Raw genomic sequence first — 22,394 nt, 5'->3', positions numbered from 1 at the left:
GCGGCGATCGAGTGGAGGATCGCCGTGGTGGTTCGGCAGCAGTTCCGCAGCCCCGTGGGCGTCTCGCCCGTCTCGCCCTGGTCGGGCTTCGAGCGGGCGCGCGACCTGATCGACGACTTCGCCGGCCGCTCGCCCTCGCGCTTCGCGATCCTGATCTTCTCGGCGCTCATCCTCGTCTTCACGCTGCTGTTCTCGCTGCCCGTGTCGAGCACGACCGGCACCGTCACTCCTCTGCACGACGCCTTCTTCACCGCGATGTCGGTGATCTGCGTCACCGGTCTCGCGACCGTCGACATGGCCACCCACTGGTCGGCGTTCGGGCACTCGATCATCTTCATCGGCGTGAACATCGGCGCTCTCGGCGTGCTGACCCTCGCCTCGATCATGGGGCTCGCGGTGTCGCGCCGGCTGGGCCTCCGCGCGAAGCTCATGGTCGCGAGCGACTCCAATCCGCTGCGGATCCACTCCGGCCCCGTCGCCGAGGGCCAGGCCGTGCGGCTCGGCGAGATCGGCGGGCTGCTCACGACCGTGGCCGTCAGCGCCGCCGTGATCGAGGTCGTCGTCGCGCTCCTGCTGTTCCCGCGGATGCTGATCGACGGCATCCCGATCGGCGAGGCGGTGTGGCACTCCTTCTACTACTCGGCGATGGCGTTCACGAACACCGGCTTCGCGCCGAACGCCGCGGGCCTCACCCCCTTCGAGGACGACTACTGGTTCCTCGGGATCCTCATGATCGGCGTCTTCCTCGGCTCGATCGGCTTCCCCGTCATCTACGCCTTCTCGCGGGGCTGGCGCCGCCCGCGCAAGTGGTCGGTGCACGTCAAGCTCACGCTCGTCACCTCGGTGATCCTGCTGGTCGCCGGGGCGGCGCTCTACATCGTGCTCGAGTTCGACAATCCGAAGACCTTCGGGGTGCTCGACGCGGGCGACACGGTCTTCCAGTCGTTCTTCCTCTCGACGATGACCCGGTCGGGCGGCTTCTCGACGATCACCATCCCCGATCTGAACGGCTCCAGCCTGCTCGTCACCGACATGCTGATGTTCATCGGCGGAGGCTCGGCCTCGACCGCGGGCGGCATCAAGGTCACGACGCTGGCGATCCTGTTCCTGGCCGCGTTCGCCGAGGCCCGCGGCACCAACGACATGGAGGCGTTCGGCCGGCGGATCCCGAACGACGTGCTGCGCCTGGGCGTCTCGGTCGTGCTGTGGGGGGCGACGACCGTCGCGGTCTCGTCGGTGATCATCCTGCAGATCACGAAGGCCTCCCTCGACCACGTGCTGTTCGACGTGATCTCGGCGTTCGCCACCTCCGGGCTGTCGACGGGCCTCACCGCCGAGCTGCCCCCCTCCGGCGTCTACGTGCTGGCCCTGACGATGTTCATGGGCCGCGTTGGTACCGTGACACTCGCCGCCGCGCTCGCCGCCAGCCAGCGCCGCCAGCTGTTCAGACGACCCGAAGAGAGGCCCATCGTTGGTTGACCGCATCAGGTACGACGCTCCGGTCCTGGTCATCGGCCTGGGGCGCTTCGGCGCCGCCACCGCCGGCCAGCTCGACCGGCTCGATCGCGAGGTGCTCGCCGTCGACGCCGACGCGGGCCTCGTGCAGAAGTGGTCGGAGCGGGTCACCCACGCCGTCCAGGCCGATGCCCGCTCGCTCGACGCCCTCGCGCAGATCGGCGCGCAGGACTTCCAGGTCGCCGTGGTCGCGGTCGGCTCCTCGATCGAGGCGTCGGTGCTCATCACCGCGAACCTCGTCGACCTCAAGATCCCGCAGATCTGGGCCAAGGCGATCTCGCGCTCGCACGGCAAGATCCTCGAGCGGATCGGCGCGAACCACGTCATCTACCCCGAGGCCGAGGCCGGCGAGCGCGTCGCGCACCTCGTCTCGGGCCGCATGCTCGACTTCATCGAGTTCGACGACGACTTCGTGCTCGCCAAGATGTACCCGCCGAAGCCGATCCGCGGCCTCACCCTCACCGAGTCGGGGGTGCGCCGCAAGCACCGGGTCACCGTCGTCGGCGTGAAGAGCCCCGGCAAGCCGTTCACCTACGCCACCGAGCAGACCGTGGTCTCGAACCACGACCTGATCGTGGTCAGCGGCACCCCCAGCGACATCGAGCGCTTCGCGGCCCTCGGCTCCTGAGTCGCGGCGTCAGGAGGCGGCGAGCTCGCGGGCGCGGGCCAGCGCCGCGTCGGTCGCGCGGGTGAAGAGGGAGTCGAGCTCCGCCTCCTGCAGCACGGCGATCGCGCGCTCGGTGGTGCCGTTCGGGCTCGTCACGCGGCGGCGCAGCTCGGCGGGGTCCTCCCCCGAGTCGACGAGCAGCTCGGCGGCTCCGAGGAACGTGCCGTTCACCATGGTCGCCGCCTGCTCGGGCGTGAAGCCCTTGGCGATCGCGGCCCGCGTCAGCTGCTCGATCAGCAGGAACACGTAGGCGGGCCCCGAGCCCGAGATCGTCGAGAGCGCGTCGAGCTGCGACTCCGGCACCTCGACCACCTCGCCCACCGTCTCGAAGAGGCGGCGGACCAGCGCGAGGTCCTCCCCGCTCGAGCGGGTGCCCGCGCTGAGACCGGTGACGGCGCGGCCGACGACGGCCGGGGTGTTGGGCATCGACCGCAGCACGGCGACCTGCTCCGGCAGGTGCCGCTCGAACGTCTCGACGGTCACTCCGGCGGCCACGCTCACCACGACGGCGCCCGGAGCGAGAGCCCCGGCGATCTCGTCGAGCAGGGCCGGCACCATGTGCGGCTTCACGGCCACGAGCACGACCGCGGCGCCCTCGACCGCGCGGCGGTTCGCCTCCGGATCGTCGGCGGTCGCGAACGCCGTGACGATCGGGTGGTCGTGCCAGAGGGCCGCCTTCGCCGGCTCGCGGTTGGTCACGCGCACGCCGCCCTCGACCTGCACACCCGGCGCGAGGAGCCCCGAGAGGATCGCACCCCCCATCGAGCCGAGGCCCAGGACGGCGATGGACGGGAGCTGGACGGGAGCGTCGGTCATCCGCTCATCCTACGAACCGGGCGCAAGAGGGTCGGCCTCGTGACACCGGACTCCCTAGGATGGCCCGACCGCCCCACCCGCATTCGGATCCTCGAGGAGACCACGTGAGCGCATCCGGAGGAAGCAGGGCCATCATCGCGGCGCTGTCCGCGAATCTCGGCATCGCGCTGACGAAGCTCGTCGCCTGGTTCTTCTCGGGGTCGGCCTCGATGCTCGCCGAGGGCGTGCACTCGCTCGCCGACTCCGGCAACCAGCTGCTCCTGCTGCTCGGCGGCCGCAAGTCGCGCAGATCGGCCGACGAGGAGCACCCCTTCGGCTACGGCCGCGAGAGGTACGTCTACGCCTTCGTCGTCGCGATCATCCTGTTCTCGGTCGGAGGCGTCTTCTCGCTCTACGAGGGCATCGACAAGATCACGAACCCGCACGAGCTCGAGAACGTCTGGCTGCCGATCGTGGTGCTCCTGGTCTCGATCGGGCTCGAGAGCTACTCGCTGCGCACCGCGGTGAAGGAGTCGAACCCCGCGCGGGGCGCGCAGTCGTGGCCGCAGTTCATCCGCCGGGCGAAGGCGCCGGAGCTGCCCGTCGTGCTGCTCGAGGACGTCGCGGCGCTGACCGGCCTGACCTTCGCGTTCCTCGGAGTCGTCCTGTCGGTGATCACGGGCGACTCGGTCTTCGACGCGATCGGCACGATCATGATCGGCACGCTCCTGATCGTCGTCGCGATCGTCCTCGGCGTCGAGACCAAGAGCCTCCTGGTCGGCGAGGGCGCCACCCCGGGCGACACGGCGTCGATCCGCTCGGCGATCGAGGCGGGCGACGACGTCGAGCGCATCATCCACATGAAGACCCTCTACCTCGGCCCCGACGAGATCCTCGTCGCGGCGAAGCTCGCCTTCCCGGCCGCCGAGACCGTCGGGGAGCTCGCCGCGGGCATCGATGCGACCGAGCAGCGGATCCGCGACGCCGTGCCCGCCGCTCGCGTCATCTACCTCGAACCCGACGTCGACCACGCCGTCCGCCCCGAGTCCGAGAGCGCCGGCTGACGTGCGGCGCGCACTCGCGATCGTCAACGAGCGGGGCGCCGGTCTCGGCGTCCTCGACTCGATCCTCCGGGAGCTGGGCTTCGAGGTGGAGGCGGTGGCCGGCACGGATCTCGGCTCCGTCGACATCGTCGACCCCGACCTCGTCGTCACGCTCGGCTCGAGCGCCGGCGTCTACGAGACCGTGCACCACCCCTTCATCACCCCCGAGATCGCCCTGCTGCAGGACCGGCTGCACCTCCGACTGCCCACCCTCGGGGTCTGCTTCGGCGCTCAGCTGATCGCCGCGGCGCGCGGCGAGCGCGTCTACGCGGGACCGACCCGCGAGGTCGGCTTCCGCACGATCGAGCCGACGGAGGCGGGCCTGCGATCGCCGCTGCGCCACTTCGCGGGCGTGCCGGTGATGCAGTGGCACGGCGACACCTTCGACCTGCCGCGGGGCGCGACCCTGCTCGCCACCTCCGACGCGTACGCGGTCGAGGCCTTCGGCATCGACGACTGGCTGCTCGGCGTGCAGTTCCATCCCGAGCTCACGGGGGCGATGGCCGGCCGCTGGCTCGAGGGCGACGCCGACTACGCCGCCGAGGCCGGCTACCGGGCGGACACCCTCGACGACGACGTGCAGGCCGGGCGCTTCGCCGCGATGCGCGAGGCGACCGGGCTCGCGCTCGCCGAATGGCTGGCCACCGGGAGCTGACCGCTCAGCGCCGGGCCGCGAAGAAGTCGACGAGCAGCCGCGTGCTCTCGGCGGCGCGCACCCCCGGGTACACCTCGACCACGTGGTTGTGCCGGCGGTCGCGGAGGAGGTCGTGCAGCGATCCCGCCGCCCCGGCCTTCTCGTCCCACGCCCCGAAGACGACGCGCTCGATCCGGGAGGCGAGGATCGCGCCCGCGCACATCGCGCACGGCTCGAGCGTGACGACGAGCGTGCAGCCGGCCAGCTGCCAGTCGCGGCGGGCGGCCGCGGCCTCGCGGAGGGCGACGACCTCGGCGTGCGCGGTCGGGTCCGTCCGCAGCTCCTTCTCGTTGCGCCCGCGTCCGATCACGACCCCGTCGGCGTCGACCACCACCGCGCCGACCGGCACGTCGCCCCACCCGGAGGCGCGCCGCGCCTCCTCGAGTGCCAGCGCCATCCAGACGTCCGAGCCGGCGGGCGGGCGCAGGTCGCTCTCGCGCATCGCGCCACTCCTCCCGGCTCCGGCGGCCCACGGCCGCCAAGTAGATTGAGCTTATGCGCGTCCACGTAGCCGACCACCCGCTGATCACGCACAAGCTCACCGTGCTGCGCGACAAGCGCACCCCCTCCCCCACCTTCCGGCAGCTGGCCGAGGAGCTGATGACCCTGCTCGCCTACGAGGCGACCCGCGGCGTCCGCACCCGCACGGTCACCATCGAGACGCCGGTCACGACGACCACGGGCCTCGCGCTGAGCGACCCGCAGCCGCTGGTGGTCCCCATCCTCCGCGCGGGGCTGGGGATGCTCGAGGGCATGGTGAAGCTGATCCCGACCGCCGAGGTCGGCTTCCTCGGCATGGCCCGCAACGAGGAGACCCTCGAGCCGACCACGTACGCCGAGCGCCTCCCCGAGGACCTCTCGAACCGCCAGTGCTTCGTGCTCGACCCGATGCTGGCGACCGGAGGCTCGCTCATCGCGGCCATCCAGTTCCTCTTCGACCGCGGCGCCGTCGACGTCACCGCCGTGTGCCTCCTGGCCGCCCCCGAGGGGCTCGCCGCCGTCGAGAAGGCCTTCGGCGACCGCGACGTGACCATCGTCCTCGGCGCGCTCGACGAGCGCCTCAACGAGCTGGGCTACATCGTCCCCGGGCTCGGCGACGCGGGCGACCGCCTCTACGGCCTGGCCGGCTGACCGGTGCGGGCGGGTGCCCCCACTCCCGGGGCCGCCCGCCCGCGCATTGTCCTCGACCCGCGGAAATCTGTTGACGCACGGCGTCATCGTCCGCTTTACTTCTCGTCATGACTGACAACGCGCACGCCCTGACCTCCTTCGAGGCCTCCGGGAATGCCGACATGATGATGGCCGGGGGCCTCGTCATGTGTTGTCGAATGTGTGCTTGAGGCACTGACCTCGCCGGATCCCCGCACAGCCTCCGCCCACCGATCCTCCTGATCGGGCCGATCTCCTCGATCGGCCGGCGTCGCAGGCGCGAGGGATCCCTCGGATGCCCGCCATCCGTCCCTGCCGGCCGCCTCGCGCGGACGGCGCTCACGCGCACACCCGGATCCGCTCCCCGGACACCCGTCCCGGATCCGAACACCCCCAAGGATTCGTCATGACCCTCCTCCACGCCCGCATCGCCGCCCCCGCCGTCGAGACCCCCCGCCTCCAGGCCGCTCCCGAGAGCGTCCCCACTCCCCCGCGCCTGCGCGCCGTGCCCCAGGGCACCGAGGCCCGCGGCTTCGCCCTCTACGTCGGCATCGACGAGGCCAAGGCCCGCGCCGCCGGAGTCGACCTCGGCCGCCTCGTCGAGGAGCTCAAGCGCGTCACCGCCCAGCTCGCCCCCGACGCCGAGACCTACGCCTCCGTCGCCCTCGCCCCGCAGGGTGCCGGCGGGCGCGACGTCGACGTCGTCCGCCTCGCCCTGCAGGACCCGGCCGCCGTCGCCCGCCGCCGCGCCGACGCCGAGCCCGACCTCGACCGCGCCCCCGGAGGAGTCGTCATCGACATCTCCCGCAAGCGCGTCATCCTCGACGACGAGACGACCGCGCTCACCTACAAGGAGTTCGAGCTGCTGCAGTACCTCGTCCTGCGCGAGGGCCGCACGATCGACCGCGCCGAGCTGATCGCCTCGCTCTGGGGCGCGGCCGACGACGACGCCCCCAACGAGCGCACCATCGACGTCCACGTCCGCCGCCTCCGCGCCAAGCTCGGCCGCTACGAGGACATCGTCCGCACCGTCCGCGGAGTCGGCTACCGCTTCGACCGCCACGCCGACGTCGCCATCCGCTACGCGTCGACGCCGTCGCCCGACCTGTTCTGAGTGGGATTGCTGCGCGAGCGCGTAGCGCTCGCTCCGCCGCGGTCGGCTCCCAGGGGTGGTCGCTTCCCGCAGGGCGTGTTGCGCACGGCTCGTGGAGAACGCTCGCACGCGTTCTCCACCGGACGCCTTTCAGGGAGCGGCTGGTCGTCGCACTCGCCTTCGGGGGCTGTGCGGCTGCGCCGGCACCGTCAGGACGCGAGGGAGGCCGAAGCGGGTGCACAGAGGGCCGAGCCGCCGTCTGCTGCGCGCTGCCCCGCCACCCCCGCCTGCTGCCGCCCACCTGCTGGTCGAGTAGCCCCGCAGGGGCGTATCGAGACCCCGCTGCACCGAGGGAACCGACTCGGAGTCCCCCCGGGCGGCGGGGTGGTCAGAGCGGCGCGCGGGAGAAGAGGTTCACGAGGGTGCCGTCGGGGTCGCGGAACAGGGTCGACCGGTTGCCCCACGGCATCGTCGTCGGCTCGAGCACGACGTCCTCGAGCTCGTCCCGCAACCGGGCGAACTCCGCGTCGACGTCCGCGACGAGGAACTCGACGATGATCGAGTCGTTGCGGCCCGGTGACGGGGCCCGGTCGCCGAGCATCGCGACGGTCGCCGGGCTCGCGATCGCGAGGGTCCCGGCGGCCGTGCGCAGTTCGGCGAAGACGGGCGAGGGCCGCGCGGCGACCACCCCCGTCACGGTCTCGTAGAAGCGGGCGAGCCGATCGACGTCGAGGGTGATGATGCGGATCGAGACGAGGTCCATGGTGTTCCTTCCCGTCGAGCCGTCCGGCCCGACGGGTCCACTCTGGGGCGCACCGGCGACACCGTCCTGTCGGTGTTCACGACGCGTTCCCGCCCGGGCCGACCCTCCGCAGCTGCCCCTCGACGACGCCGAGGTCCTCCACCCGGAGCGGGCGTCGCGGCGGTCGCTCGTCCAGGAGCTCGGCCTCGGCGATCCGATCGCCGCGGAACGCCCGCAGCCCGTCGCGCAGTCGGCACCACGCCACGAGGTACCAGTCGCCGCCCTTGCCGACGAAGCCCAGTGGCTCGACCTCCCGCACCGTGCCGGCCCCCGCACTGTCGGTGTAGGCGATCCGGAGGAGCCGCCCCGTCCGCAGGGCGTCGGCCACCTCCCGGGGCGCCTCGTGCGCCCGGTGCTCGCCGAGCAGGTGGATGCGGGTCGCGAGATCGGCCGACTCCGCCAGGCTGCGGTCGCCGGTGACGGCGACGACCTTCCGCAGCGCCGACGCCGCGGCATCGCGGAACGGGCTGGTGACCAGGGCGCTCAGGGAGATCATCACCGCGAGCGCCTCGTCGACGGTGAGGTTCAGCGGGGCCAGCGTGTGCCGCGGATCGAGGCAGTAGCCTCCGCTGCGCCCGGTCTCCGCCCAGATCGGGACTCCGCTCTGCTGCAGCGCCGAGACGTCGCGCTCGATGGTCCGGGAGCTGACCTCGAACCTCTCGGCGAGCCACCGGGCGCTCCGGGGTCGCGGGGCGACGGCCCGCAGCTCTTCCACGAGGGCGTAGAGACGGTCGGTGCGGGTCACACGTCGACCCTAGAGGCGGGCGTCGGAGGCACCCAGCGAGGTCTCAGGAAATCGGGACTTGTGGCGTTATCCATCCGTTATATAGTTCAAGAGCGTTAGTCGTTTGCTGTGGCGGCGAAGCGCAGAAGTGATTGCAGGACACTCTTGGTGCAAGGGAATGAAGGCCGGCCGCTCGCCTCAGCGGCCGGCCTTCTGTCGTTCCCGGAGACGTCCGCCGAGGGACCGCAACCCCCTGCGCGCGGCGGGTCTCCTGAGCGTCGGGACGCCGTATCCTGAACGCGACAGAGGGAGGCCGCGTGGCATCGAGACGCGCTGTGGCGGCCTGGGAGTCGCTCTTCCGAGCCCAGGTCCACGTGATGCGGACCCTGAGCACGGAGTTCCCCTCGAAGGAGATCTCGCTCAACGAGTACGACGTCCTCTTCAACCTCACGCGCCAGCCCGAGCGCCGCGCGCGCCTGCGGGATCTGAACCGGCACGTGCTCCTCACGCAGCCGAGCGTGAGCCGCCTGATCGACAGGCTCGTGAGCCGGGGGTACGTCACCAAGAGCGAGGACCCCTCCGACGCCCGCGGCACCGTCATCGCGATCACCGACGAGGGCTACGACCTCTTCCGCCGCGTCGCTCTGACCCACATGGAGACCATCTCGGACCAGGTCGGCTCGGCTCTCGACGACGACGAGCTGGCCCAGCTGACCGCCCTGTGCGACAAGCTGCGCGAGGGTGTCGACTCGGCGTGACGAGCCTCCGCTAGCACGCACGGCCGGTCGCGGCCAGGTCTTCGCCCGGGCGCCGGGCTCGCCGATCATGGTCTGACCATGAGCTCCTCCTCCCCGACCCTCGTCTGGCTCCGCGACGACCTGCGTCTCGCCGACAACCCCGCCCTGCGCCGGGCGGTCGATCGCGACTGCCCCGTCGTCGTCCTCTACGTGCTCGACGACGAGTCGCCGGGCATCCGCCCGCTGGGCGGCGCCGCACGGTGGTGGCTGCACGGGAGCCTCACCGCTCTGGCGGCCGATCTCGGCGAGCACGGCGCGTCCCTCGTGCTGCGACGCGGACCCGCGGAGGCCGTCGTGCTCCAGCTCGCCGAGGAGATCGGCGCGGGCGCCGTGCACTGGAACCGCCGGTACGGAGGCGCGGAGCGCGCCGTCGACACCCAGGTCAAGGAGGGTTTGCGCTCGCGCGGGATCGAGGCCGAGAGCCACCAGGGCTCGCTGCTGTTCGAGCCGTGGACGGTGCAGACCGGCAGCGGCGGACCCTACTCCGTCTACACCCCCTTCGCCCGGGCCTGCCGCAATCGCGACACGCCTCGCGCACCGCTCGCCCGGCCGCGCTCGATCGACGGGTTCAGCGGGCGGGTCGACTCCGATGCTCTCGCCGACTGGGAGCTGCTGCCGACGCGCCCGGACTGGGCGGGAGGGCTGCGGGAGCGCTGGGAGCCGGGCGAGAAGGCCGCGGCGAAGCGCCTCCGCGCGTTCATCGCCGAGCAGCTCGACGAGTACGCCGACGGGAGGGACAGGCCGGCGCAGGACGCGACCTCGAACCTCTCGGCGCACCTGCGCTGGGGCGAGATCAGCCCGTTCCAGGTGTGGCACGCGGTCGAGGAGGCGCACCGCGACGGCACGCACCGCGGGCAGGGCGGCGAGCGCTTCGCCTCCGAGGTGCTCTGGCGCGAGTTCTGCTACCACCTGCTCTTCCACTGGCCCGACCTCGCGACGGCGAACTTCGACACGCGCTTCGACTCGTTCCCCTGGGGCGAGCCGCACGAGGCCGAGATCGAGGCGTGGCACCGCGGGCGCACCGGCTACCCGCTGGTCGACGCCGGGATGCGCGAGCTGTGGGACACGGGCTACATGCACAACCGCGTGCGGATGGTCACGGCGTCGTTCCTGATCAAGAACATGCTCGTCGACTGGCGCGTGGGCGAGAGCTGGTTCTGGGACACCCTCGTCGACGCCGATCCGGCCAGCAATGCGGCGAACTGGCAGTGGGTCGCGGGGTCGGGCGCGGACGCGTCGCCCTACTTCCGGGTGTTCAACCCGGTGACGCAGTCGAAGAAGTTCGACCCCGACGGCGACTACATCCGCGAGAACGTGCCGGAGCTCGCCTCGGTGAGCGGCTCGGCGGTGCACGAGCCGTGGACTCTCGGCGACACCCTCACGCAGGACGGCGCGGACTACCCGGAGCCGATCCTCGACCTGAAGGAGACCCGGGCGCACGCGCTCGACGCGTTCGCGACGATCAAGAGCGCCCCGCGGAGGATCGCGCAGGGCTCGGAGCGCTAGATGTAGATCGCCGGGTCGACGAAGAAGCCGGAGTCGGCGAGAGCGTCGTCGGCACGGCCCATCGCCCGCAGGTCGCGCGCGGGGATGCCGACGAGGACCGCTCCGTCGGGAGCGTCCTTCACGACGACGGCGTTGGCGCCGACGCTCACGCCGGAGCCGAGCGTGATCGGGCCGAGCACGACGGCGCCGGCTCCGAGCACGACGCGGTCGCCGATGCTCGGGTGACGGCGCTCGCGCCGCGCCGACTTCCCGCCCAGCGTGACGCCGTGGTACAGCATGCAGTCGTCGCCGATCCGCGCGGTCTCACCGATCACGACTCCCATGCCGTGGTCGATGAAGAGGCGCCGGCCGATGACGGCGCCCGGGTGGATCTCGACCCCGGTCGCGGCGCGGGCGGCCTGCGCGAGCAGGCGAGCGGGCAGGCGGAGGCCGCGCCGCCACCAGGCGTGGGCGACGCGGTGCACCCAGACCGCGTGGAGTCCCGGGTACGCGAGGACGACCTCGGCGGCGCTGCGGGCCGCGGGATCGCGCTCGCGCGCCGCCCGGACGTCCTCGCGCAGGCGCCGGAGCACGCCGAGCCGCGGCGTCGCGCGGGAGGTCGCGGCGCTCAGCTGCGGAGGTCCTCGTAGAGGACGGTCGAGATGTAGCGCTCGCCGAAGTCGCAGACGATCGCGACGATCGTCTTGCCCGCGTTCTCGGGGCGCTTCGCGACCTCGAGGGCGGCCCACATGATCGAGCCGGAGGAGATGCCGCCGAGGATCCCCTCCTGCGCCGCGAGGTCGCGGGCCACCCGCACCGAGTCGGCGAGCGAGACGTCGATGATCTCGTCGTAGACCTCGCGGTCGAGGATCGCGGGCACGAAGTTGGCGCCGATCCCCTGGATCTTGTGCGGACCGGCCGTGCCCTGGGTCAGCAGCGGCGAGTCGATGGGCTCGACGCCGATGATCTGCACGCCGGGCTTGCGCTCCTTGAGGACCTGGCCGACTCCGGTGATCGTGCCGCCCGTGCCGATGCCGGCCACGAAGACGTCGACCTCGCCGTCGGTGTCGTTCCAGATCTCCTCGGCGGTGGTGCGGCGGTGCACCTCGGGGTTGGCCGCGTTCTCGAACTGGCGCGCGAGGATCGCGCCGGGCGTCTCGTCGACGATGGACCGCGCCTTCTCGACCGCCCCGCGCATGCCCTCGGAGCCCGGGGTCAGCACGATCTCGGCCCCGTAGGCGCGCAGCAGCACGCGGCGCTCGACGGACATCGTCTCGGGCATGGTCAGCACGACCTTGTAGCCGCGGGCCGCCCCGACGAGAGCGAGCGCGATGCCGGTGTTGCCGCTGGTCCCCTCCACGATGGTGCCGCCCGGCGGGAGCTCGCCCGACGCCTCCGCCGCGTCGACGATGGCGACGCCGATGCGGTCCTTCACGCTGTTCGCCGGGTTGTAGAACTCGAGCTTGGCGAGCACGGTCGCACTCCCGGCGCCCTCGAGGCGGTTGATGCGGACGAGAGGGGTGTTGCCGACGAGCTGCGTCACGTCGTCGTAGATGCGTGCCATGGTGGTGTGCTTTCTGCCGGATCCGACCGTCCCGGGGCCCCGGGACCGGCGCGTGGTGCGGGGTGCGGTACCGCGTCCTGCGCGAGGGACGCTGATCCCACGATACGGATGCATCGACCTCGGCGGGCACCTGTTACGGCCTTCGCACAGGGGCGTCCCGCGGACCGGGCTGGGCGCCTGAGAACCCGGCTGTGCATCCCCCCGCCACGGGCATGTCGTTCTGCGGAGGGACGCGCCCCTCGGGGGTGCGTCACGTACGATTCTCGAGGGGGACGCACGTTCGAACGCGAGGCTCTCGCCCCTCTCCCCTCCTGCACTGCCACGGCTCCGCCGTGCCGAAAGGACGACCGCTCCATGGCACTTCCCACCGCATCCCGCCGCTCCGACAAGCCGCTCGGGATGTCGCTGCGGGCGATCGTGGGGTTCATCGGGATGAGCGTGGTGGCGGGCGTCCTGATCACGGTCGGCGTGACTCCCGCGCTCGCCCTGACCGGGCTCGCGACGAGCAACACCATCGGGCTCTTCCAGAACCTGCCGGGCTACCTCGACGTCGGCCAGCTGATGCAGCGCACCAACATCTACGCGGGCGACGGCACCACGCTCCTGGCGTCGGTCTACGACCAGAACCGCGTCGAGGTCGGCTGGGACGACGTCTCTCAGACCGCGAAGGACGCGGCGGTCGCGGGCGAGGACCCGCGCTTCTACGAGCACGGCGGCATCGACCTCCAGGGCACCCTCCGCGCCGTCTCCCAGACCTACCTCCTCGGCAACGACTCGGGCGGCGGGTCCTCGATCACCCAGCAGTACGTGAAGAACGTGCTCGTGCAGAAGGCCGAGTCGATCACCGACGAGGCCGAGCGCGACGCGGCCTACAAGGAGGCGATCGACCCGACTCCCGAGCGCAAGCTCAAGGAGATGCGCCTCGCGATCGGCCTCGAGAAGGAGTCCTCGAAGGACGACATCCTCCTCGGCTACCTCAACATCGCCCTCTTCGGAGGCACCGTCTACGGCATCGAGGCCGCCGCCAACTACTACTACGGGATCCCCGCGAGCCAGCTCTCGACCTCGCAGGCCGCCTCGCTCATCGCGATCGTGAACAACCCCGAGAAGTTCCGCTTCGACGACCCGGCCGACGAGGCGAACGGCGCGGCCAACGGCTACGCCCTGACCAAGGAGCGCCGCGACTACATCCTCTCGGAGGAGCTCAAGTACGCCAAGATCAGCCAGGAGCAGTACGACGCCGCCGTGGCCGAGCCGATCACGCCGACCATCACCCAGCCCTCCACCGGCTGCGCGACCGCCGGGAACGCCGCGTACTTCTGCGACTACGTGCTCAACGTGCTGCGCAACGACACCGTCTTCGGCGAGACCGACGACGAGCGCTACCAGCGCATCCGCCAGGGCGGGTTCGACGTGGTGACGACGCTCGACCTCGACATCCAGGGCTCGTCGCAGTCGGCCCTGAGCGCCTACATCCCCGCCACCGACTCGCGCTTCGAGCTCGGCGCGACCGCCGCCACGGTGCAGCCCGGCACGGGTCGCGTGCTGTCGATGGTGCAGAACACGAACTACAGCCAGGACGAGGCGTTCCTCGCCGCGAACGCCGGCTACACGGCGATCAACCTCAACGTCGACCTCACCATGGGCGGCGGGTCCGGCGTCCAGACCGGCTCCACGTACAAGGTCTTCACCCTGGCGCGCTGGCTGATGTCCGGCCACACGATCAACGAGTCGTTCGCGTCGCCGACGTCCGGCTTCAGCACCTACTCGCAGAAGTGCAACCTCGACGGCGACGGCTACTACGACGGCGGGCGTTTCACCCCCAAGAACGACTCCTCCTCCGAGGACGCGGGCTCGATGACGGCGCTGCAGGCCACCACGAACTCGATCAACACCGGGTTCATGGGCATGGCCCACGAGCTCGACGTCTGCGACGTGCGCACCACCGCCGAGTCGTTCGGCGTGCACCGCGCCGACGGCAACGAGCTCCAGAGCGGTCCCGCCTCCGTCCTCGGCACGAACGAGATCGCGCCGCTGACCATCGCGACGGCCTACGCGGGCATCGCCAACGACGGCACCACCTGCTCCGCGATCGTGATCGACCGGATCACCGACGCCTCAGGAGCGGCCGTCGCCGCGCCCGCCTCGACCTGCACCACCTCGGTCACCGCCGACGTCGCGCACGGCATGCAGTACGCGATGCAGCGCGTGATGACCTCGGGCACCGGCTACGCCTCCGACCCGAGGGACGGCATCGAGCACATCGGCAAGACCGGCACCACCGACGACGCCGCCGACGTCTGGACCGCGGGAGCCAGCAAGTCGGCCGCCCTCGCGGTCTGGGTGGGCAGCATCAACTACTTCGACGACGGCACGAAGACCAATCTCCGCAACGTCCGGCTCACCGGCACCGCGGGCATCCCGACCCAGGCCGCCCAGACCCGTCACGCGATCTTCAAGCCGATCATGTCCGCGCTCGACCAGAAGTACGGCGGCGAGGACTTCACCGATCCGCCGTCCTCCATGCTCGCGTCCTCCCCGCGCAGCTCGACCACGACCGAGGTCCCCGATGTGACGGGCCGGACCGTCGCCGACGCCACCGCGACCCTCACCGCGGCAGGGTTCACCATCGGCATCACGGAGCCCGTCGACTCCTCGACCGTCGCCGAGGGCGCCGTGGTCTCGACGACCCCGAGCGCGGGCGAGACCGTGCTCCGTGGAGCGGTCGTCCCGCTCCAGGTCAGCACCGGCAAGGTCCCGGCCAACTCGGGCGACATCGCCGACATCAACGGCACGCTGCTGAACTGAAGCGGCCGGAGCGCCCGTCCTGCCGCACTCCCGGCGACCGGACAGGCGCGAGGCTGGCGCGCCTCGCCGGTCATGTCGGAGGCCGCGCCTAAGGTGCTGATGCAGCGAGAGGATCCATCCTGAAGCGACCGAACGTCCCCGTCTTCCAGCCCCGTCGAACCGTCCACGGAGCTCTCGGTGCGCTGTTCGGATTCGTGATCGTGAGCGTCATCGCCGGGCTGCTGGCGACGGTGGTGGTGGCTCCGGCCGTCGCCCTCACCACGGCGGCCACCTCGGGCACGATCTCGGCGTTCGAGTCCCTCCCGAGCTACCTCGAGGTCGGCGAGCTGATGCAGAAGACCGACGTCTACGCGGGCGACCCCGACGACCCGACGCTCCTCGCCTCCTTCTACGACCAGAACCGCATCGAGGTGTCCGGCGACCAGATCGCCGACTCGGTGAAGGACGCGCTCGTCGCGAGCGAGGACCCGCGGTTCTACGACCACGGGGGCATCGACCTGCAGGGCACCCTCCGGGCCATCGCGAGCACGTACATCCTCGACAGCGACACCCAGGGCGGCTCGTCCATCACCCAGCAGTACGTGAAGAACGTGCTCGTGCAGAAGGCCGAGTCGATCACCGACGAGGCCGAGCGCGACGCGGCGTACAAGGAGGCGACGGCGACGACCCCGGAGCGCAAGCTCAAGGAGATGCGCCTCGCGATCGGCCTCGAGAAGGAGTCGTCGAAGGACGACATCCTCCTCGGCTACCTCAACATCGCCCTCTTCGGAGGCACCGTCTACGGCATCGAGGCCGCCGCCGAGTACTACTTCGGCACCACCGCGGCCGAGCTCTCGGTGTCGCAGTCGGCGGCGCTGCTCGCGATCGTCAACAACCCCGAGAAGTTCCGCTTCGATCGGCCCGACGACCCCGACAACGGCGCGGCGACCGGCTACGCCCTGACGACCGCGCGCCGTGACTACATCCTCGACCGGATGCTCGAGTACGGGAAGATCGACGCCGCCACCCACGACGCCGCGACCGCCGAGGCCCTCGTCCCGGACATCACGCCGCCCTCCACCGGGTGCCAGACGGCCGGCAGCGCCGCCTACTTCTGCGACTACGTCTCGCACGTGCTGCGGAACGACCCCGCGCTCGGCGCGACCGACGAGGAGCGCTACGCCGCGGTCAAGCGCGGGGGGCTGAAGGTCTACACGACGATCGACCTCGACCTCCAGCAGACGGCACAGGAGCTGATGGACGAGCAGATCCCCGCCTCCGACCCCCGCTTCGACGTGGGGGCCACGGCGGTGGCCGTGCAGGCGGGCACCGGCAGGATCCTCACGATGGTGCAGAACAAGCGCTACAGCCAGGATCCCGAGGTGATCGCGAGCGGCCCCGAGTACTCGGCGATCAACCTCAACGTCGACGCGTCCGTCGGCGGGGGCGACGGATTCCAGACCGGATCCGCCTACAAGGTGTTCACGCTCGCCGAGTGGCTCGACAGCGGCCACACGCTGCTCGAGCAGTTCGACACGAAGCGGAAGAACTGGACCAGCTTCACGGACAGCTGCAACGGCACCCAGAACTACAGCGGGTACAACCCCAAGAACGCCGGCGACGGCGGCTACGCCGACACCGGGACGGCCCTCGACTCGACCGTCTACTCGCTCAACACGGGCTTCACGGGGATGTCGCACCTGCTCGATCTCTGCGAGATCCGCAAGACCGCGGAGGCGTTCGGCGTCCACCGCGCCGACGGCGACGACCTGGTGCAGAGCGCCGCCTCGGTGCTGGGAACCAACGAGATCGCGCCGCTGACGATGGCCGTCGCCTACGCCGGCATCGCCGACGACGGCACGACCTGCACGCCCGTGGCGATCTCCACCATCATCGGTCCGGACGGCGTCGAGATCCCGCCCGCCGAGTCGGAGTGCCACCGGGCCGTCTCCGCCGACGTCGCCCACGCGATGCAGTACGCGATGCTCAAGGTGACGGCGGAGGGGACGGGCACGCCCGCCGATCCGAAGGACGGCATCGAGCACATCACCAAGACGGGCACCACCGACGATTCGGCGGACACCTGGGCGCTCGGCGCCTCGAGCACGACGTCGCTCGTCGTGTGGGTCGGCAGCATCTCGGCCCAGGCCGACGGCGGCCGGGTGAACCTCGACACGATCGACTTCGACAGCGGCTGGGCCCCGAGCGCGCGGCACCGGATCTGGAAGCCGCTGATGACGGCGATCGACTCGCGTTACGGCGGCTCCGACTTCTCGGCGGCCGATCCGGCGATGATCGCCGCGCCGCAGGTCACGGTGCCCGACGTCACGGGCCGGAGCGTCGACAGCGCGACCCAGGCGCTGCTGGCCGCCGGGTTCTCGGTCGGGGCCACCAGTCAGGTCGACTCGACGCAGCCGCTGGGGACCGTGGCCGCCACCGTGCCCGCCGCGGGCTCGAAGGCCGACAAGGGCTCGCCGATCGCCGTCCAGCTGAGCACCGGCACCGCGCCGGCACCGGCCCCGGCTCCCGCACCGGCGCCTCCCGCCGTCTGACCCGGGACTCCGTCAGGGCTGGACGGCGGCCGCGGGGAGGAGACCGTACTCGACCAGCTCCTCGTCGGTCAGGAGGCGGCTGCGGATCAGGAAGCGCTTGCCCTCGGGAGCCTCGACGCTGAAGCCGCTGCCCCGGCCGTCGACGACGTCGACGGTGAGGTGGGTGTGCTTCCAGTACTCGAACTGCGAGCGCGACATGAAGAACTCGATCGGCTCGAGGCCGTCCACGTGGAGGGTCTCGAGCAGCACATCGGAGGCTCCGGTGCGGAACATGCCGACCGGGAAGCACATCGGCGAGCTGCCGTCGCAGCAGCCTCCGGACTGGTGGAACATCAGCGGTCCGTGCAGCGCCGCCATCCTCCGCAGCATGTCCGCCGCCTCCGGTGTCACGTCGACTCGCGTGCTGGTCATGGCGCTGTCCTTCCTTCGGTGGTGCGACTCGTCACGGGAGGTCGTGTCGACCGCCCTGAGGGAGCCTCCCGTGACGGATCGGCTCGGCGGAGTGGTGGAGGGCTGGTCGGCTGACGAGGTGGATCCCGTGGCTCCTCCTCAGCGAACCGACCGCCCGTGCCGAGGCGCTGCAAGCGCCGCGCACCGTGAAAGCCCCGCGCACGGTCGAGCGCCGAACGGCCGATTCGCGTCCCAGCGAATCGACCTAGGCGCGGCCGCTCCCCGCTCCTCCCCCCGCAACCACCTCGAAAGGCCGACCGCGGCGAGGGCGACGAGGAACGAGGAGCCCTCGCACGACAACTCAGAAGAAGCCCATCGGTCCCTCCGCGTAGGACACCAGGAGGTTCTTCGTCTGCTGGTAGTGGTCGAGCATCATCTTGTGGTTCTCGCGTCCGATGCCCGACTGCTTGTAGCCGCCGAACGCCGCGTGCGCGGGGTACTGGTGGTAGGTGTTCGACCAGACGCGGCCCGCTTCGATCGCGCGGCCGGCGCGGTAGAGCTGGGCGCCGTTGCGGCTCCAGACGCCGGCGCCGAGGCCGTAGAGCGTGTCGTTCGCGATCCCGATGGCGTCGTCGAAGTCGTCGAACGAGGTGAGGGCGAGCACCGGTCCGAAGATCTCCTCCTGGAAGATGCGCATCGAGTTGCGCCCCTCGAAGACCGTCGGGTTGACGTAGTAGCCGCCGCTGAGGTCGCCGCCGAGGTCGGCGCGGTCGCCGCCGATGAGGAGCTTCGCGCCCTCCTGCCTGCCGATGTCCATGTACGACAGGATCTTCTCGAGCTGGTCGTTCGAGGCCTGCGCGCCGATCATCGTCGAGACGTCGAGCGGGTTGCCCTGCTTGATGCGGCGGACCCGCTCGAGGCCGTCTCCGACGAAATCGTCGTAGATCGACTTCTGCACGAGAGCGCGCGAGGGGCAGGTGCAGACCTCGCCCTGGTTGAGGGCGAAGAACGAGAAGCCCTCGAGCGCCTTGTCGTAGAACGAGTCGCGTTCGGCGGCCACGTCGGCGAAGAAGACGTTGGGGCTCTTGCCGCCGAGCTCGAGCGTCACCGGGATGAGGTTCTCGCTCGCGTACTGCATGATCAGGCGGCCGGTGGTCGTCTCTCCGGTGAAGGCGATCTTGCGGATGCGCGGGTGCGAGGCGAGGGGCGCGCCGGCCTCGATGCCGAAGCCGTTGACCACGTTGAGCACGCCCGCCGGGATGAGATCCGAGATCAGGTCGAGCAGCACGTGGATGGAGGCGGGTGTCTGCTCGGCCGGCTTGAGCACGACGCAGTTGCCCGCGGCGAGCGCGGGAGCGAGCTTCCACACCGCCATGAGGATCGGGAAGTTCCAGGGGATGATCTGCCCGACCACGCCGAGCGGTTCGTGGAAGTGGTAGGCGATGGTGTCGTGGTCGATCTCGGAGACTCCGCCCTCCTGCGCGCGGATCGCTCCGGCGAAGTAGCGGAAGTGGTCGATCGCGAGCGGGATGTCGGCGGCGAGGGTCTCGCGCACCGGCTTGCCGTTCTCCCAGGTCTCGGCGACCGCGAGGAGCTCCAGGTTCGCCTCCATCCGGTCGGCGATCTTCAGCAGCATGTTCGAGCGCTCGGCCGGGCTGGTCTTCCCCCAGCTCGCGAACGCCTTCCAGCCCGCCTCGACCGCCCGGTCGACGTCGGCCGCGGTGCCGCGGGCGATCTCGCAGAACGGCTTGCCCGTGACCGGGGTGATGTTCTCGAAGTACTGACCCGTCGCGGGGGCGACGTACTCGCCTCCGATGAAGTGGTCGTAGCGCGAGCGGAACGAGGCGACGGATCCCTCCGTGCCCGGATCGGCGTAGACCGTGGGTTCCGGCTCCTTCGGTGCCTGCTCGGCTACCGGGTCGGCGTACAGCGTCATGGGGACCTCCATCGACATCGTTGTCGGGTGGGCGCGGGGTGAGCACCCGGTCCGACGCTACGTCGCGGGAGGTTGCACGACGTTGCGCCGACCGTCAGTCGCGCTCGAGGGCCTCGAGACGGGCGACGACGCCGGCCCGGCGCGGCGAGCGGAGGGGGAGCAGGTGCAGCAGCTCGGTCCAGACCTCGGCGTCGTCGCCTCCGTGGGGGCCGTTGGCGTAGGCGAGCAGGGTCGGGGCGGCGGCACTGGTCAGAATGCTCTCGCGGACCCGCGCCCGCAGCTCGTCGGCGATCGCGCGGATGCCGGGCGCCTCGGAGCCGGGGAGCGGCGGCCCGGCGTACGCGTCGAGCGCGAGGCGGTGCGAGCCGCGGTCGAGGAGCCCGAGCACCTGCCTCGCGTCGAGGTCGACCGGGGTCCCGAGGCGGTAGGGGCGCGAGAGCGGCACCAGCCGCGGCAGCGACGGCTCGAGGATCTTGCGCAGGCGCACCATCTCGGCGCGCACCGTCACCACCGCCTCCTCGCGACCGTGCAGGTGCAGGGCGAGCTGCTCGGCCGAGAGCCCCGCGCGGTGCCAGGCGAGCAGCGTGAGGATCTCGGCGTGGCGCGCGCTCAGCTCGAGGACGACTTCGTCGGCGGTGACGAGCCCGGTCCCGCGCCCGAGGACGCGCAGGCTCGGCGCCCGGGCGGCCGCCTGCCGTGGACGCCGCGGATGCCGGGGCCGGCGGAGCCGCTGGATGAGCAGCTCGCTCTCGACGGCCGCCGCGGTCGCCTCCATCAGGGGCAGGGTCTGCGGGGCGACGACCTCCGCTCCCCCGGTGATGTCGATGACTCCGAGGATCTCGTGCGTCTCGGGGTCGTGGATCGGCACGGCCGTGCAGCTCCACGGGTGCACGAGCGAGGCGAAGTGCTCGGCCCCGTGGATCTGCACGCCGTGATCGAGGACCAGCGCGGTGCCCGGGGCGGACGTGCCGACGTCCGGCTCGGCCCACGCCGCGCCCTCGACGAAGGACATGCCCTCGGCGAGCCCCTTGAGGCGCTGGTCGCCGTCGATCCAGAGCAGGCGCCCCAGGGCGTCGCCGACGGCGACGAGCACACCGCTGTCCTCGTCGGCGTCGCGCACGAGCAGCCGCCGGATCACGGGGAGGACGGAGGCGAGCGGGTGCCCCATCCGGTACTCGCGCAGATCGGCGCTCGAGAAGGTGAGCGGCGCGGTGAGGCGGTCCGGGTCGAGCCGGCGGCCTCGCGCACGCTCCCACGAGGCCTCGACGAGCGGGCGCCGGCGACCGCTCCCGGGACGGGCCAGCCAGGGGTTGGTCATGCGCTCCGCCCCTCGTCGTCGATCGGTCGGGCGCCAGGGCGCCGCGGCACGAGCGAGGCTACTCCGCGAGTCTCGACGCCGGCTGCCGATCGGTGCGCTTCGAGGGGACGGCGAGGAGGAGGACCGCGGCGGCGAGCACTGCGACGCCCGCCAGCGCCTCCAGAGTCAGCCGCTCGCCGAGGACGGCGACGCCCAGGAGGGTCGCGGTGGCGGGCTCGACGAGCGTGAGGGTCGAGACGGTCGCGGCCGGGAGGCTCCGCAGGCCGCGGGCGAAGAAGGTGTAGGCGAGAGCGACGGTGACCACACCGAGCCAGAGCACGGCGGGCAGGGAGCCGGCGAGCTGCTGCGGGGAGCCCGCGAGGAGGAGGGGCAGGGCGATGACGGCCGCGACTCCGAACTGCGCGCCCATCGTGGCCGCCGGAGTGAATCCGCGCTCGAGCAGCAGCTTGCCGCACACGGCGTAGACCGCGTAGGAGGCGCCGGCGCCGGCCGAGCCCGCGAGACCGAGGAGGGAGACGCCGTCGCCCGCGCCGCCCGTGAGGAGGCCGGCGAGCAGCACGACTCCCCCGGCCGCGAGGGCCGTGGAGGCGAACCAGCGGGCGGACGGGACGGTGCGCAGCACCAGCCACTCGAGCAGGCCGGTGAACGCGGGCGCCGAGCCGAGCGCGACGATCGTGCCGACCGCGACTCCGTTCTCGGCGGTGCCGGTGAAGAACGTCGGCTGGTAGGCGACGACGCCGACCGCGCCGAGCAGGACGAGGAGGACGCTCGACCCTCGCGGGCGCCGTGCGGCGCGCCGGGTGCCGCGCGCCGCCTCCAGCCCGAGGAGGGCGGCGAGCAGTGCGCCGCCGAGCACGATGCGGGCTGCCCCGAGCACCAGCGGATCGACGCCCGCGGCCCCGAGGGACTGCGCCGTGCCCGTGGTGCCGAAGCAGACGGCGGCGAGCACCACCGCTCCGATCGCCGAGCCCCGCGTCGCCATACCGCCCTCTCGCAGCGCCGCGCGGCGCACGGCTCCCAGTG

The 22,394-nt window shown here is 71.6% G+C and carries 20 protein-coding genes; 10 read left to right on the top strand and 10 right to left on the bottom strand.

Annotated elements, in window-relative coordinates:
- Positions 1-105: 105 nt before the first annotated feature.
- Both GSU68_RS03885 and GSU68_RS03880 read left to right on the top strand, forming a co-directional pair.
- Positions 106-1,479, top strand: a complete 1,374-nt coding sequence (locus tag GSU68_RS03885; protein ID WP_244259451.1) for a potassium transporter TrkG — start codon at positions 106-108, stop codon at positions 1,477-1,479.
- Entirely contained in the window at positions 1,472-2,143 is a 672-nt protein-coding gene (locus tag GSU68_RS03880) for a TrkA family potassium uptake protein (RefSeq protein WP_055790397.1), read from the top strand. Before GSU68_RS03885 ends, GSU68_RS03880 begins: the two co-directional genes overlap by 8 nt.
- A gap of 9 nt (positions 2,144-2,152) precedes the next feature.
- Here the strand turns inward: GSU68_RS03880 and proC are convergent, their stop codons facing one another.
- Positions 2,153-2,998 carry a pyrroline-5-carboxylate reductase gene (gene proC / locus GSU68_RS03875; protein ID WP_159905787.1) on the bottom strand — a complete coding sequence of 282 codons (846 nt, stop codon included), beginning with the start codon at positions 2,996-2,998 and terminating at the stop codon, positions 2,153-2,155.
- Between the two features lie 104 nt (positions 2,999-3,102).
- Here proC and GSU68_RS03870 point away from each other — a divergent pair, with 104 nt between their 5' ends.
- Both GSU68_RS03870 and GSU68_RS03865 read left to right on the top strand, forming a co-directional pair.
- Entirely contained in the window at positions 3,103-4,041 is a 939-nt protein-coding gene (locus GSU68_RS03870; protein ID WP_159905786.1) for a cation diffusion facilitator family transporter, read from the top strand.
- Between the two features lies 1 nt (position 4,042).
- Positions 4,043-4,735 (top strand): gamma-glutamyl-gamma-aminobutyrate hydrolase family protein, encoded by a 693-nt coding sequence (locus GSU68_RS03865; protein ID WP_159905785.1) that lies wholly within the window; start codon positions 4,043-4,045, stop codon positions 4,733-4,735.
- Positions 4,736-4,739: 4 nt separating this feature from the next.
- Here the strand turns inward: GSU68_RS03865 and tadA are convergent, their stop codons facing one another.
- Positions 4,740-5,216 (bottom strand): tRNA adenosine(34) deaminase TadA, encoded by a 477-nt coding sequence (gene tadA, locus GSU68_RS03860; RefSeq protein ID WP_244259381.1) that lies wholly within the window; start codon positions 5,214-5,216, stop codon positions 4,740-4,742.
- 53 nt (positions 5,217-5,269) lie between these two features.
- Between tadA and upp the strand changes: the two genes are divergently transcribed.
- The gene (upp, locus tag GSU68_RS03855) at positions 5,270-5,905 is read left to right on the top strand and encodes a uracil phosphoribosyltransferase (protein WP_159905784.1); all 636 of its coding nucleotides are present in this window, start codon (positions 5,270-5,272) and stop codon (positions 5,903-5,905) included.
- 424 nt (positions 5,906-6,329) lie between these two features.
- The gene (locus GSU68_RS03850) at positions 6,330-7,037 is read left to right on the top strand and encodes a winged helix-turn-helix domain-containing protein (protein ID WP_159905783.1); all 708 of its coding nucleotides are present in this window, start codon (positions 6,330-6,332) and stop codon (positions 7,035-7,037) included.
- 367 nt (positions 7,038-7,404) lie between these two features.
- Here the strand turns inward: GSU68_RS03850 and GSU68_RS03845 are convergent, their stop codons facing one another.
- Positions 7,405-7,779 (bottom strand): VOC family protein, encoded by a 375-nt coding sequence (locus tag GSU68_RS03845; protein WP_159905782.1) that lies wholly within the window; start codon positions 7,777-7,779, stop codon positions 7,405-7,407.
- Positions 7,780-7,855: 76 nt separating this feature from the next.
- Positions 7,856-8,563 carry a WYL domain-containing protein gene (locus GSU68_RS03840; protein ID WP_159905781.1) on the bottom strand — a complete coding sequence of 236 codons (708 nt, stop codon included), beginning with the start codon at positions 8,561-8,563 and terminating at the stop codon, positions 7,856-7,858.
- Positions 8,564-8,919: 356 nt separating this feature from the next.
- Here GSU68_RS03840 and GSU68_RS03835 point away from each other — a divergent pair, with 356 nt between their 5' ends.
- Together GSU68_RS03835 and GSU68_RS03830 are read left to right on the top strand one after the other, a co-directional pair.
- The gene (locus GSU68_RS03835; protein WP_159910111.1) at positions 8,920-9,300 is read left to right on the top strand and encodes a MarR family winged helix-turn-helix transcriptional regulator; all 381 of its coding nucleotides are present in this window, start codon (positions 8,920-8,922) and stop codon (positions 9,298-9,300) included.
- Positions 9,301-9,378: 78 nt separating this feature from the next.
- Positions 9,379-10,845 (top strand): deoxyribodipyrimidine photo-lyase, encoded by a 1,467-nt coding sequence (locus GSU68_RS03830; protein WP_159905780.1) that lies wholly within the window; start codon positions 9,379-9,381, stop codon positions 10,843-10,845.
- Here the strand turns inward: GSU68_RS03830 and epsC are convergent.
- Together epsC and cysK are read right to left on the bottom strand one after the other, a co-directional pair.
- Entirely contained in the window at positions 10,842-11,417 is a 576-nt protein-coding gene (epsC, locus tag GSU68_RS03825) for a serine O-acetyltransferase EpsC (RefSeq protein WP_244259380.1), read from the bottom strand. The two genes, GSU68_RS03830 and epsC, sit on opposite strands and share 4 nt — an antisense overlap.
- Positions 11,418-11,452: 35 nt before the next feature.
- On the bottom strand, positions 11,453-12,388 hold the full coding sequence (gene cysK / locus GSU68_RS03820; RefSeq protein ID WP_159905779.1) for a cysteine synthase A: 936 nt from the start codon (positions 12,386-12,388) through the stop codon (positions 11,453-11,455).
- A 354-nt stretch (positions 12,389-12,742) separates the two neighbouring features.
- Here cysK and GSU68_RS03815 point away from each other — a divergent pair, with 354 nt between their 5' ends.
- On the top strand, positions 12,743-15,196 hold the full coding sequence (locus GSU68_RS03815; protein WP_159905778.1) for a transglycosylase domain-containing protein: 2,454 nt from the start codon (positions 12,743-12,745) through the stop codon (positions 15,194-15,196).
- A 200-nt stretch (positions 15,197-15,396) separates the two neighbouring features.
- The gene (locus tag GSU68_RS03810) at positions 15,397-17,727 is read left to right on the top strand and encodes a transglycosylase domain-containing protein (RefSeq protein ID WP_159905777.1); all 2,331 of its coding nucleotides are present in this window, start codon (positions 15,397-15,399) and stop codon (positions 17,725-17,727) included.
- 12 nt (positions 17,728-17,739) lie between these two features.
- On the opposite strand, the gene GSU68_RS03805 is transcribed toward GSU68_RS03810, so the two are convergent.
- The 4 genes from GSU68_RS03805 to GSU68_RS03790 form a co-directional block, all read right to left on the bottom strand.
- Positions 17,740-18,138 (bottom strand): DUF779 domain-containing protein, encoded by a 399-nt coding sequence (locus tag GSU68_RS03805; protein WP_159905776.1) that lies wholly within the window; start codon positions 18,136-18,138, stop codon positions 17,740-17,742.
- 340 nt (positions 18,139-18,478) lie between these two features.
- Positions 18,479-20,053, bottom strand: a complete 1,575-nt coding sequence (locus GSU68_RS03800) for an aldehyde dehydrogenase family protein (protein WP_159905775.1) — start codon at positions 20,051-20,053, stop codon at positions 18,479-18,481.
- 94 nt (positions 20,054-20,147) lie between these two features.
- Positions 20,148-21,371: a helix-turn-helix domain-containing protein gene (locus GSU68_RS03795; RefSeq protein ID WP_159905774.1), complete on the bottom strand. Its 1,224-nt coding sequence runs from the start codon at positions 21,369-21,371 to the stop codon at positions 20,148-20,150.
- Between the two features lie 58 nt (positions 21,372-21,429).
- Positions 21,430-22,353 carry an EamA family transporter gene (locus GSU68_RS03790; protein WP_159905773.1) on the bottom strand — a complete coding sequence of 308 codons (924 nt, stop codon included), beginning with the start codon at positions 22,351-22,353 and terminating at the stop codon, positions 21,430-21,432.
- Positions 22,354-22,394 lie beyond the last annotated feature (41 nt).

Source organism: Rathayibacter sp. VKM Ac-2759 (assembly GCF_009834225.1).
GTDB lineage: Bacteria > Actinomycetota > Actinomycetes > Actinomycetales > Microbacteriaceae > Rathayibacter.
Note: the sequence above shows the minus strand (reverse complement) of the source record. Positions and strands in the feature narration are given on the sequence as shown.

Coding starts and splice junctions, on each gene's coding strand:
- proC (WP_159905787.1), bottom strand. CDS start 2,998: ATGACCGACGCTCCCGTCCAGCTCCCGTCCATCGCCGTCCTGGGCCTC.
- tadA (WP_244259381.1), bottom strand. CDS start 5,216: ATGCGCGAGAGCGACCTGCGCCCGCCCGCCGGCTCGGACGTCTGGATG.
- upp (WP_159905784.1), top strand. CDS start 5,270: ATGCGCGTCCACGTAGCCGACCACCCGCTGATCACGCACAAGCTCACC.
- GSU68_RS03850 (WP_159905783.1), top strand. CDS start 6,330: ATGACCCTCCTCCACGCCCGCATCGCCGCCCCCGCCGTCGAGACCCCC.
- GSU68_RS03845 (WP_159905782.1), bottom strand. CDS start 7,779: ATGGACCTCGTCTCGATCCGCATCATCACCCTCGACGTCGATCGGCTC.
- GSU68_RS03835 (WP_159910111.1), top strand. CDS start 8,920: ATGCGGACCCTGAGCACGGAGTTCCCCTCGAAGGAGATCTCGCTCAAC.
- GSU68_RS03830 (WP_159905780.1), top strand. CDS start 9,379: ATGAGCTCCTCCTCCCCGACCCTCGTCTGGCTCCGCGACGACCTGCGT.
- cysK (WP_159905779.1), bottom strand. CDS start 12,388: ATGGCACGCATCTACGACGACGTGACGCAGCTCGTCGGCAACACCCCT.
- GSU68_RS03815 (WP_159905778.1), top strand. CDS start 12,743: ATGGCACTTCCCACCGCATCCCGCCGCTCCGACAAGCCGCTCGGGATG.
- GSU68_RS03805 (WP_159905776.1), bottom strand. CDS start 18,138: ATGACCAGCACGCGAGTCGACGTGACACCGGAGGCGGCGGACATGCTG.
- GSU68_RS03800 (WP_159905775.1), bottom strand. CDS start 20,053: ATGACGCTGTACGCCGACCCGGTAGCCGAGCAGGCACCGAAGGAGCCG.
- GSU68_RS03795 (WP_159905774.1), bottom strand. CDS start 21,371: ATGACCAACCCCTGGCTGGCCCGTCCCGGGAGCGGTCGCCGGCGCCCG.
- GSU68_RS03790 (WP_159905773.1), bottom strand. CDS start 22,353: ATGGCGACGCGGGGCTCGGCGATCGGAGCGGTGGTGCTCGCCGCCGTC.